Here is a 12093-nt window from a genome sequence, read left to right as displayed (position 1 = left end):
GAGCCGGGCAAGACCAAAGCCAGCGAGGACAACATGGCCGTAGCGGATCCATCGAGCCCCTACAACTGGTCGCTGGGTGAGTTGCATGCTTTCTGCCTCATCTGCGAGTCCCGAAATCTGAGCCAGGTCGCCCTGCGGCTGGACATGAGCCAGTCCGCCGTTTCACTCATGGTGCGGCGCTGGCGCGACGTGGTGGGAGACCCGCTTTTCGTGCGGTCTCGCTATGGGGTGGCCCCGACCGATACAGCCCTCGCCCTGTACAAAAGGATCCAGCCGCTTCTTGAAGGCCTGAGACAGGCGCTCGTCCAGCCGACGGGTTTCGACCCCGCAAGATCGACGCGGGTCTTCAAGCTCCATATGTCCGACATCGGCCAACTGGTGTTTCTCCCGGAACTCCACGGGCACCTCAATCGCAAGGCACCGGGTGTTCGCCTTGCCATTCAGTCGCTTCGGTGGGAGGAAGTCGAGAACGGACTGGCCTCGGGAGCTGTCGACATCGCCATGGGTTCACTACCCATGATCAAGGGCAGAGTGCATGCCCGCACCGTGCGCAAGGACCGGTTCTTCACCATCATGCGCCGCGAGCACCACATGGCGCAGCGCAAGCTTGATCTGGCCAAGTTCGCCGAGGCAGAGCACCTGGTCATCGATGCGGCGAGCAGCGGGCATGCCCTGGTGGAGGGCGTGCTCCGCTCCAAAGGGGTGTTCCGCCGTATCGGATTGAGTGTGCCGCACTACCTGGCAGCCGAAAGCCTGCTGACCAAGAGCGACTACTTGCTGACGCTGCCCGAAGGCGGCCTGTCCATCATTCAACACCTCGACAGATTCCACGTGACCCCTACACCGCTCCAACTGCCCACCTTCGACATCCGCGTTCACTGGCATGAGAGAAGCCGCAGCGATGCAGGAATCCAATGGCTGCGCGATTCGATCATGGAGCTCTTTTCCAAGGGCTAGCCGCAAGGATGAAGACAGGAAGAAGCCCGCGGGTTTGGCAGACCTGCGGGCGGAGTGCTTCAGCCGATCCGTTCCATCCAGCCATGCGTGTCGGGAGCACGCCCCTGCTGGATATCGAGCAGGGCCGATTTCAAGCGGCTCGCCACCGGCCCCACATCACCGTCGCCAACCGTGAAGTTGTGCTGGCGTCCTTTCACGGTGCCGATCGGCGTCACCACGGCAGCCGTGCCGCAGGCAAACGCTTCGGTCAGGCGGCCGCTTTGGGCATCTGCCTGCCACTGGTCAATGGCATAGGGCTCTTCACGCACGGTCATTCCCATGTCGCCCGCCAGCACCATCAAGGACTCGCGCGTGATGCCGGGCAGGATCGTGCCGGTCAGGGGCGGAGTCTGGATCGATCCGTCGTTGAAGACAAAGAAGATATTCATCGCGCCCAGCTCCTCCACCCAGCACCGATCGACGGCATCGAGGAACACCACCTGGTCGCAGCCCTGGCGGGCCGCTTCCGCCTGCGCGGCCAGGCTCGCGGCATAGTTGCCGCCGCATTTGGCATCGCCGGTTCCGCCGGGCCCGGCACGGGTGAAGTCCTCGGAAACCCATACCGTCACGGCAGATGAGCCCGCCTTGAAGTAGGAGCCCACAGGCGACGCGATGGCGCAATACAGATACTCGGCCGAAGGCTTCATGCCCACCAACACCTCGGTGGCGATCATGAAAGGCCGCAGATAGAGTGCCGCGCCATCCGCCGCCGGGATCCAGTCGCGGTCGATACGCACCAGTTCCCGCACGGACTCCAGGAACAGGGATTCCGGCAGCGGCGCCATCGCCAGCCGGTTCGCGGAATTGCGAAAGCGGCGGGCATTGGCGTCGGGGCGGAACAGCGCCACGCTACCGTCTGGCTGGCGATAGGCCTTCATGCCCTCGAAGATTTCCTGAGCGTAGTGAAAGACCAGCGACGCCGGATCGAAGTTGAAGCCACCGCGCGGCTCAATCTTGGCGTCGTGCCAGCCGCGTTCCGCCGAGTACCGAGCGGTCGCCATGTGATCGCTGAACTGGCGCCCGAACGCCGGATTCTCCAGCAGCTTCGCGCGCACCTCTGGCGCAGTCGGCGACAGACTTCTCTCGATCGAAACCTTCAAATCGGCATCGTTGCCCATTTTTTACTCCTTGTGTAAACCCCAAACTCAACGGTCAGAAAATCCTGACCAACTCTTCGTGGCACTGGATGGCGAAGTGGCAAGCCGAGGCCGCGGCCATTGGCATTGGAGGACGCCCATTCGGCCTTTCAGAGAATCCCGTGCCAAAGCATTGCCACCCAGGGTGCCGCCCCTATCCACCCAGATAGGCTTGCTTAATGCGGTCATTGGTGAGCAGATTCCTGCCGGTGTCAGCGAGAACGACGCGCCCGGTTTCCAGCACGTAGCCCCGATCGGCCACTTGCAGTGCCTTGTTGGCGTTCTGCTCGACCAGAAAGACCGTGACCCCTTCTTCCCGGATCGTGCGGATGATGTCGAAGATCTGCGCAATGACCAGCGGCGCCAGACCCAACGTGGGTTCGTCCAGCAGCAGCAGACGTGGACGGCTCATCAGGGCGCGGCCGATCGCCAGCATCTGCTGCTCGCCGCCTGACATCGTTCCGGCGCGCTGAGCCGAACGCTCGCGCAGCCGCGGAAAGAGCTTGAACACATGCTCGATCCCGGCCTCGATTTCATGGCGATCGGCGAAGAAGCCGCCCATCTTCAGGTTGTCCACCACGGTCAGACTGGGAAACACCCGCCTGCCCTCCGGCGAGATCGCCATGCCCATGCGCATGATGTCGTGGGTGTTGCGGTTGGTAATGTCCCGCCCCTCGAACAGCACGCGCCCGCTGCTGGCGCGCGGGGAACCGCACACCGTCATCATCAGCGTCGTCTTGCCCGCGCCATTGCTGCCGATCAGGGTGACGATCTCCCCCTTCTTGACCTCGATCGATACCCCGGAAAGTGCCTCGATGGCGCCATAGTGGGTGTGGATTTTCTCCAGCTTTAGCATCACTCCTCCCCCAGGTAGGCCTTGATCACGCGCGGGTCGTTCCGCACCTCTTCGGGCCTGGCTGTGACGATTGGCCGCCCGTGCTCCATCACGAGAATGCGGTCGGAGACGCCCATGACCAGCCCCATGTCGTGTTCGATCAGCAGCACGGAGATCCCGAACTCGTGGCGCAGCCGCTTGATCAGGTGCTGGAGCTCGAGCTTTTCCTGCGGGTTCAGGCCCGCCGCGGGCTCGTCCAGCAACAGCAGCCGGGGTTTGGTGATCATGCAGCGGGCGATTTCCAGGCGGCGCTGGTGGCCGTAGGAGAGCGTCCCGGCCTCGCGATTGGCGACCTCGGTCAACTCCATCCGATCCAGCCATTGCGCGGCACGCACCAGCGCCTCCCGCTCGGCGCGGCGGTATGCGGGCGTCGCCAGCAACCCATGCAGCAGCCCCGTCTTGACCTGCAGATGCTGCGCGACCATCAGGTTTTCCACGACCGTCAGACGCTTGAACAGGCGGATGTTCTGGAAGGTGCGCACCAGGCCCTTGCGTGCCACGAGGTGGCTGGGCAGCCCTGCGATGCGGTGGCCATCCAGGATCACGTCCCCGCCGGTCGGCTTGTAGAACCCGCCGACGCAGTTGAACACCGTGGTCTTGCCCGCACCGTTCGGCCCGATGATGGCGAAGACCTCGTTGCGGCGGACCTGGAAGTCGATGCCGTTGACCGCCATCAGGCCACCAAAGCGCATCTGCAAGCCGGAGACTGTGAGCAATTCGGAAGATGCAATGGCAGTCATCGCGGCAACTCCAGATGGGGGCGGCTGGTGGGCAGCAGCCCTTGGGGGCGCCAGATCATCATCAGGATCATCACCAGGCCAAAGATCAGCATGCGGTACTCCGCAAACTCGCGCGTGAGTTCCGGCAGCACCGTCAGCAGAATGGCCGCCAGCGCCACGCCGAGCTGCGAGCCCATGCCGCCGAGCACAACGACCGCGAGGATCAACGCCGACTCGATGAAGGTGAAGGACTCGGGATTGACCAGCCCTTGGCGTGCCGCGAAGAAGGCGCCGCCGATGCCCGCGAAGGAAGCGCCCAGCGTGAAGGCCGACAGCTTCACGCGGGTCGGGCTCAGGCCCAGCGAGCGGCAGGCGATCTCATCCTCGCGCAGCGCCTCCCAGGCCCGGCCCATCGGCATGCGGATCAACCGGCTGGTGACGAAGAGCGTGAAGCCCACCAGCAACAGCGCCAGCAAGTACAGGAAGAGCACCATGTGGTCCCCTCTGTAGGTCAGGCCCAGCAGTTCATGGAAGGTCTGCGCGCCTGCCGTCTTAGCGGCGCGCGCAATCTCGAACCCGAAGGCCGTCGGCTTGGGGATGCCCGAGATGCCATCGGGACCGCCTGTCACGCTGGTGAGATTATTCAGCAACAGCCGGATGATCTCGCCAAAGCCCAAGGTGACGATGGCCAGATAGTCGCCGCGCAGGCGCAGCACCGGAAATCCGAGCAGGAAGCCGAATGTGGCCGACATCGCCGCCGCGATCGGGAGGCACTCCCAGAAACTCAATCCGAAATACTGGTTGAGCAACGCATAGGTGTATCCGCCGACGGCGTAGAAGCCCACGTAGCCCAGATCGAGCAGCCCGGCGAAGCCCACCACGATGTTCAGGCCCAGGCCCAAGATCACGTAGATCAGCGCCAGCGTGGCGATGTCGAGCGCCCCGCGCGAGCCGAAGAACGACCACGCGAACCCCGCCAGCAGCAAGAACCAGATCGCCACGCGCTGCTGATGCGGCCCCGGCATCGGAATGGCTGGCAGCCGCACGACGCCGCGCGCGCCTGCCAGCATCGGCTTGCACAACTGGAACAGGAACACCACGATCACGGCAATCCACACGGGACGCCAGTGCGGCTCCAGGACCATCTTGTACCCGTCGAGCTTGAGTTGGAGCCCAAGCGCCGGGATGGTCAACACCGCGGTCAACAGGGCCGCGATCGCCGCGTCCTTGAGGACGGCGGGGAACGGCGACGCTTTCATTGCAATGGCTTGTGTCATGTCGTCCTCACACTTTCTCCACATCCGGCTTGCCCAGCAGGCCGGTCGGCCGGAACAGCAATACGAGAACGAGCAGGCTGAATGCCACCACGTCCTTGTATTCCGCAGGCATGTAGCCGGTCGCGAACGTTTCCGCCAACCCCAGCACAATGCCGCCCAGCATGGCACCGGGAATGCTGCCGATACCGCCCAGCACCGCGGCCGTGAAGGCCTTGATGCCAGCGATGAAACCGATGAAGGGGTTGAGCTTGCCGATGGTCAGCCCGATCAGCACCCCGCCCACGGCGGCGAGAATGGCCCCGAGCACGAAGGTGAAAGAGATCACCTTGTTGGTGTCGATGCCCAGCAGATTGGCCATGCGCATATCCTCGGCGCAGGCACGGCAGGCGCGCCCCGTGCGCGAACGCGCGATGAACAGCGTCAGCAGGATCATCAGCGCCACGGTCACGCCCACGATGAGCAAGCGTGCGTAGGGCACGGTGACGGTGAAGTCCCCGCCCATGTCCAGCTCCAGTGCGCCAGACACCAGCACAGGCACGGAAACGTCCCGCGCGCCTTGCGCGATCTGCATGTAGTTCTGCAGGAAGATGGACATGCCAATCGCCGAGATCAGCGGCACCAGCCTCGGCCCGCCCCGCAAGGGGCGGTAAGCCACGCGCTCGACGACAAAGCCGTACGTGCCGGTGACCACCACCGACACCAGCAGCGCTGCGCCGAGCACCAGCGGCAGCGGATAGCCCGCCTGCGTCCCGATGGCGGTGAGCGTGACCAGACCGAGATACGCACCGATCATGTAGATCTCGCCGTGGGCGAAGTTGATCATGCCGATGATCCCGTACACCATGGTGTAGCCGATGGCGATCAGCGCATAGATAGAGCCCAGCGTCAGGCCATTGACCAGTTGCTGGGTGAATTGGGGAAGGAAGTCGCTCATCCAGGATGCCTCGCAACAAGAGCGTTCAAAGCAGGCCGGCAGCATCCGATCCTTGAACCGGACGCCGGCCTAGCCACGTGCTGCATCAGTTGGCAGCGGTCTTGGTGGCATCCTTGTGCCAGGTGTAGACCACGAACTTGAACGACTTGAGGTCTCCCTGGGCGTCGTACTGGACCGTGCCGATCGGGGTCTGGAAAGTGTTCTGGTGCATGAAGGCAGCGACCTTTTCCGGGTCCGTGCTCTTGGAGCCGGACATCGCATCGGCGATGATCTTGACCGCAGCGTAGGCCGGCATCTGGAACGCGCCGCCCGCGTCACGCTTTTTCTCGGCAAAGGCCTTCACGAGCCCGGCGTTCGCGGGGTCTGCAGAGAAATCAACAGGCAGCGTGAGCAGCATGCCCTCGGAAGCCGCGCCCGCGATGGCCGTCACCTCCTTGCTGCTCACAGCCTCCGGCCCCATGAAGACCGCTTTCACGCCCTGCTCCCGCGACTGGCGCATGAGGAGCCCGATCTCCGGGTGGTAGCCGCCGAAGTAGACGAAGTCGATGCCCTGGGACTTCAGCTTCGTGATGACGGCGGAATAGTCGGGCTCGCCGGCATTGATGCCCTCGTAGAACACCACCGGCACCTTGGCGGCATCCAGCTCCTTCTTGACCGTGGCGGCAATGCCTTGGCCGTAGGACTGCTTGTCGTGCAGCACCGCCACCTTTTTCGGCTTGACCGTATTGATGATGTAGCCTGCGGCCACGGGCCCCTGCTGATCGTCCCGGCCGATCGTTCGGAAGATGAGCTTGCGCTTCTTGCTCTCGGTCAGCTGCGGCGCCGTGGCCGTCGGCGTCACCATGAGCACGCCTTCGTTCTCGTAGATCTCCGAAGCGGGAATGGTCGATCCGGAGCACACATGGCCGATGACGTACTTGATGCCCTGGCTGACGATCTTGTTGGCGACTGCCACGGCCTGCTTGGGCTCACAGGCGTCGTCCATGATGACGGGCTCCAATTTCTTCCCATTCACCCCACCTGCGGCATTGACCTGCTCGATGGCGGTCAGGGCGCCTGCCTTCATCATGTCGCCGTACTGGGCCACCGAACCCGTCATGGCGCCAGCAATGGCGATCTTGACGGTCTGGGCTTGCGCGGACAGCCCCAGGACGGCGAGGACGGCAGCCGCAGCAAGCCGATGAGGACGAATCGTGGATTTCATGGCAGTCTCCATTGTTGAAATAGGTAGGGATGGGCAAAGCACCGAGGCCCGCCCCGCCCTCCCGGAGCGTGACGGACCCAGCGGAAAATCAGTTGGCGGGCGTCTTGGTGGCGTCCTTGTGCCAGGTGAAGACGGTGAACCGGAAAGACTTCAAGTCACCCTGGGCGTCGTACTCGACCTTGCCAATGGGCGTCTGGAAACTGTTCTGGTGCATGAACGCAGCCACTTTGGCGGGGTCGGTGCTCTTGGCGCCGGCAATGGCATCCGCAAGCACCTTGACGCCGGCATAGGACGGCAGCTGGAACGGACCATTGATGTCACGCTTCTTGTCTGCAAAGGCTTTCACCACGGCCGCATTGGCGGGGTCGGTCGAAAAATCCGCAGGCAGCGTGACCAGCATCCCCTCGGAAGCCGCACCGGCAATCGCGGTCACGTCCTTGTTGCCAACGCCTTCCGGCCCCATGAAGACGGCCTTGATGCCTTGCTCGCGCGCCTGACGCAGCAGCAGTCCCATTTCCGGGTGGTAGCCGCCGTAATAGACAAAGTCGATCTTCTGCGACTTGAGCTTGGTGATGATGGCCGAGTAGTCGGTATCGCCCGCGTTGATGCCTTCAAACAATGCGACGGGAACCTTGGCCGCATCGAGGTTCTTTTTCACAGTGGCGGCAATGCCCTGGCCGTAGGATTGCTTGTCGTGCAGGACGGCCACCGCCTTGATGCCTTTCTGGGCAATGACGTACCGGGCCGCCGCAGGGCCCTGCTGGTCGTCGCGACCGATGGTGCGGAAGATGAACTTGCGCTTCTTGCCCTCGGTCAGCTGCGGCGCGGTCGCGGAAGGCGTCACCATCACCACGCCCTCGTTCTCGTAGATCTCCGAGGCGGGAATCGTCGATCCCGAACAGAGGTGGCCGATCACGAACCGGATCCCCTGGCTGACGATCTTGTTGGCGACCGCCACGGCCTGCTTGGGTTCGCAGGCATCGTCCATCATGACGACCTCAAGCTTGCGCCCGCCGGTGCCGCCTGCAGCATTGATCTGCTCGACCGCCGTCAACACACCGGCCTTTGCCATGTCTCCGTACTGCGCGACGGGGCCGCTCACGGGGCCAGCCAAAGCGATCTTCACCGTTTCCGCGTGCGCGGACGGGCCAAAGCATGCAAGCACGGCCGCAGCCGGAATCGCAAGGAATGAGCGAGTTGTTTTCATGGTTGCTATGCCGGTGTTGTCCGGAATCGATCTGAATTTCGAGGAAAGAACTACGCAGGTCGGTCTGGCCTGCGTGGCCTGACCGGAGAAACCGGCGATGACGCAATGCCCGGTGTTTCGGGCACCGCGTCATGCCGAAGGCTGGTGAATCAGGCGACCTCCTTCGCCACGGTCCCGTTGCGCCACTGGTGGCGAAGGGCCGCCCACTTCTCGCGTGCCGCCGCAAGATGGCGCTCCTTCACGTGGCCATACCCCCGGATCTCTTCGGGAATGCGGGCGATTTCCACGGCGAGGGAGAGCTTCTCCGGCGACAGCATGGGAAGCAGCTCCTCGACGCTGGCGCGATAGTCCTGGATCAGGGCGCGCTCCGTCCTGCGTTCCTCGGTCCGGCCAAAGGGATCGAGCGCCGTGCCGCGCAGGCTCTTCATCTTGGCGAGGATTCCGAAAGCGCGGCGCATCCAGGGGCCGAAGGGTTGCTTGACCAGTTCACCCTTGTCGTTGCGTTTGGCAAACGTCGGGGGCGCGAGGTGGTGCACTACCTTGAAGTCGCCTTCAAACATGTCGGCCAGCTTCTGCGTGAATGCCGCATCGGTGTGCAGCCGCGCCACTTCGTACTCGTCCTTGTAGGCCATCAGCTTGAACAGGTAGCGCGCCACCGCCTCGGTCAGGCGAGTGCTCTTTAGGCGTGTTTCAGACGAGCGAACCTTCTCAACGAAGGACTGGTAGTCGGCCGCATAGGCTGCGTTCTGATACGCCGTCAGGAACTCGACGCGCTTGCGGATGACCTGGTCGAGCGACGGCTTGCGCACGATCTCGATCACGGCCGCGGCCTGGTACAAGGCCTGCACCGCCTTGAGGTCATGGGCGCACCGGCGTCCCCACTCGAAGGCCGCCTTGTTGTTCTCGATCTGCACCCCATTGAGTTCCATGGCACGCATCAAGGCAGCGTGCGAGAGCGGCACCTTGCCCATCTGCCACGCATAGCCCAGCATCAGCGGATTGGTGTAGATCGAATCGCCCAGCAACTGCACCGCAGCCTGCTCCGCGTCGAAGCTGGACACCATCTGCGCACCCGCCGCGGCGGCCAGCACCGCTTCGCAGTTGCCGCCGGGGAACTGCCAGTCGGGGTTCTGCGTGAAGGCAGCGGTCGGTGTGCCATGCGTGTTCAGCGCAACGAACGTGCGCCCTTCGCGGATCAGCCCCGTTGCGTACTTGTTCGCACCGACGATGGCGTCGCACGCGATCAGGAGGTCCGCGTTGGCCGTATCGATCTTGGTTGTGTGGATGGCTTCCGGCCGGTTGGCAATCTGGACATGGCTCCAGGTCGATCCGCCCTTCTGCGCCAGGCCCGCCGCGTCCTGCGTGACAATGCCCTTGCCCTCAAGGTGCGCGGCCATGCCCAGCACTTGCCCGATGGTGATCACGCCGGTTCCGCCAACGCCTGCGACGAGAATGCCCCAGGCCTCCTCGGCGACCGGCAGCACGGGCTCGGGAATGCGGGGCAGCGCGGCGAGGTCCCCCTTCTTCTCTTTCTTGGGCTTCTTGAGCTCGCCACCCTCGATGGTGACGAAGCTCGGGCAGAAGCCCTTGACGCAGCTGTAGTCCTTGTTGCAGGAGTTCTGGTTGATGCGGCGCTTGCGGCCGAACTCGGTTTCCAGGGGCTCGACCGACAGGCAGTTGGACTGCACCGAGCAGTCGCCGCAACCCTCGCAGACCAACTCGTTGATGACCACGGTCTTGGCCGGCGTGGCGAGCTTGCCGCGCTTGCGGCGGCGGCGCTTTTCGGTGGCACAGGTCTGGTCGTAGATGATCGCCGTGCAGCCCGCGATCTCGCGCAGCTCGCGCTGGATCTTGTCGAGGTCATCGCGGTGATGCACGGTGACCCCCGCCTCCAGCGTCACGCCGTCGTATTTCTGCGGCTCATCGGTGACGATGACCAGCTTCTTCACGCCTTCCGCGACCAGGCTCTTCTGGATCTGCAGCACGCTGTGGCCTTCGGGGCGCTCGCCCACCTGCTGGCCGCCGGTCATGGCCACCGCATCGTTGTAGAGCACCTTGTAGGTGATGTTCACCCCGGCCGCGATCGATTGGCGAATGGCCAGCAGGCCGCTGTGGAAGTAGGTGCCGTCACCCACGTTGGCGAACACGTGCTTGTCGGTCGTGAACGGGGCCTGCCCCACCCAAGCCACGCCCTCGCCGCCCATCTGGCTGAAGGTGCTGGTGCTGCGGTCCATCCACTGCGACATGTAATGGCAGCCGATGCCCGCCAGCGCGCGCGAGCCTTCCGGCACGCGGGTGCTGGTGTTGTGCGGGCAGCCGCTGCAGAACCACGGCATGCGATCCCCGGTGTCGATCTTCATCTCCGCCATGGCTCGCTCGCGCTGATCGATCACGGCCAGTCGCGCATCCATGCGCGCGGCGATGTCGCTGCCTTCCGGCGCCATGCCGATCTTGCGCAAGCGCTTGGCGATCGCCTTCGCGATGATGGCCGGCGTGAGGTCGGCCTTGGCACGCAGCAGCCAGTTCTCGCTGGGGTTGGGCATGGACCACTCGCCGCCGGTGTGGTCACCTTCCTGCTCGTCGAACTTGCCGAGCACATTCGGCCGCACGTCGGGACGCCAGTTGTAGAGCGCCTCCTTGATCTGGTACTCGATGACCTGGCGCTTTTCCTCCACCACCAGCACCTCCTGCAAGCCCATCGCGAACTCGCGGGTGGCGGTCGCCTCCAGCGGCCAGACGACGTTGACCTTGTGCAGGCGAATGCCCAGGCGGCGGCAGGTATCGTCGTCCAGGCCCAGATCGACCAGGGCCTGCCGGGTATCGTTGTACGCCTTGCCGCTGGCGATGATGCCGAAGCGATCCTGAGGGCCCTCGATCACATTGCGATTGAGGCGGTTGGCGCGCATGTACGCGAGCGCGGCATACCATTTGTAGTCCATCAGCCGGGCTTCCTGCTCCAGCGGCGGATCCGGCCAGCGGATGTGAACGCCGCCGGGGGGCATGGCGAAATCCTCCGGCAGAGCGATCTGCACCCGATCCGGATCGACGCTGACCGAGGTCGTGGACTCGACCACTTCCTGAATCGTCTTCATGCCCATCCACACGCCGGAGAAGCGGCTCATGGCAAAGGCGTGCAGGCCGAGATCAAGGATCTCCTGCACGCTCGAGGGAAAGAAGACCGGCATCCCGCAGGCCTTGAAGATGTGGTCGCTCTGGTGCGCCGCCGTGCTGCTCTTGGATGCGTGGTCGTCGCCCGCGATGGCGATCACGCCGCCGTGCTTCGCGGTTCCGGCCATGTTGGCATGCTTGAAGACGTCCGAGCAGCGATCCACCCCCGGCCCCTTGCCATACCAGAGACCGAAGACCCCGTCGTACTTCTTGGTCTGGGGATACAGATCCAGTTGCTGCGACCCCCACAGCGCGGTGGCGGCCAGTTCCTCGTTCAGCCCCGGCTGGAAGACCACGTGGTTCGCCTGCAGGTGCTTCTTCGCGGCCCAGAGTGCCTGGTCGTAGCCGCCCAGCGGGCTGCCGCGGTAGCCGCTGATGAAGCCGCTGGTATTCAAGCCAGCGGCAAGGTCGCGCTGGCGCTGCAACATCGGCAGGCGAACCAGCGCCTGTACGCCGCTCATGAATGCCCGGCCGCGATCCAGGCTGTATTTGTCGTCGAGCGTGACTTTTTCGAGAGACTTGCGGATCGCCTCGGGAAGTGGACTGTTCATGTGATT

9 protein-coding genes are annotated in these 12093 nt (G+C 63.9%); 1 reads left to right on the top strand and 8 read right to left on the bottom strand.

Annotated elements, in window-relative coordinates; all coding sequences use genetic code 11:
• The first annotated feature begins 33 nt into the window (after nt 1-33).
• Nucleotides 34-957: a LysR family transcriptional regulator gene (locus F7R26_RS36035; protein WP_058697509.1), complete on the top strand. Its 924-nt coding sequence runs from the start codon at nt 34-36 to the stop codon at nt 955-957.
• A 59-nt stretch (nt 958-1016) separates the two neighbouring features.
• Here the strand turns inward: F7R26_RS36035 and F7R26_RS36030 are convergent, their stop codons facing one another.
• The 8 genes from F7R26_RS36030 to F7R26_RS35995 all read right to left on the bottom strand — a co-directional run bounded on the left by F7R26_RS36030 (nt 1017) and on the right by F7R26_RS35995 (nt 12087).
• The gene (locus F7R26_RS36030; protein WP_058697508.1) at nt 1017-2114 is read right to left on the bottom strand and encodes a branched-chain amino acid aminotransferase; all 1098 of its coding nucleotides are present in this window, start codon (nt 2112-2114) and stop codon (nt 1017-1019) included.
• Nucleotides 2115-2286: 172 nt separating this feature from the next.
• Nucleotides 2287-2988, bottom strand: a complete 702-nt coding sequence (locus F7R26_RS36025) for an ABC transporter ATP-binding protein (protein WP_058697507.1) — start codon at nt 2986-2988, stop codon at nt 2287-2289.
• Nucleotides 2988-3767, bottom strand: coding sequence for a high-affinity branched-chain amino acid ABC transporter ATP-binding protein LivG (gene livG / locus F7R26_RS36020; RefSeq protein WP_058697506.1), 780 nt, complete (start codon nt 3765-3767; stop codon nt 2988-2990). Before livG ends, F7R26_RS36025 begins: the two co-directional genes overlap by 1 nt.
• Complete coding sequence (locus F7R26_RS36015) at nt 3764-5023, bottom strand: high-affinity branched-chain amino acid ABC transporter permease LivM (protein WP_058697505.1); 1260 nt, start codon at nt 5021-5023, stop codon at nt 3764-3766. Before F7R26_RS36015 ends, livG begins: the two co-directional genes overlap by 4 nt.
• Before the next feature lie 7 nt (nt 5024-5030).
• The gene (gene livH, locus F7R26_RS36010; protein WP_058697504.1) at nt 5031-5957 is read right to left on the bottom strand and encodes a high-affinity branched-chain amino acid ABC transporter permease LivH; all 927 of its coding nucleotides are present in this window, start codon (nt 5955-5957) and stop codon (nt 5031-5033) included.
• An 85-nt stretch (nt 5958-6042) separates the two neighbouring features.
• Nucleotides 6043-7161 carry a branched-chain amino acid ABC transporter substrate-binding protein gene (locus F7R26_RS36005; protein WP_058697503.1) on the bottom strand — a complete coding sequence of 373 codons (1119 nt, stop codon included), beginning with the start codon at nt 7159-7161 and terminating at the stop codon, nt 6043-6045.
• A gap of 88 nt (nt 7162-7249) precedes the next feature.
• Entirely contained in the window at nt 7250-8368 is a 1119-nt protein-coding gene (locus F7R26_RS36000; RefSeq protein WP_058697502.1) for a branched-chain amino acid ABC transporter substrate-binding protein, read from the bottom strand.
• A 149-nt stretch (nt 8369-8517) separates the two neighbouring features.
• Complete coding sequence (locus tag F7R26_RS35995) at nt 8518-12087, bottom strand: indolepyruvate ferredoxin oxidoreductase family protein (protein WP_058697501.1); 3570 nt, start codon at nt 12085-12087, stop codon at nt 8518-8520.
• Nucleotides 12088-12093: the final 6 nt, after the last annotated feature.

Origin of the sequence: Cupriavidus basilensis (genome assembly GCF_008801925.2) — a bacterium.
Classification (GTDB): domain Bacteria; phylum Pseudomonadota; class Gammaproteobacteria; order Burkholderiales; family Burkholderiaceae; genus Cupriavidus; species Cupriavidus basilensis.
Note: the sequence above shows the minus strand (reverse complement) of the source record. Positions and strands in the feature narration are given on the sequence as shown.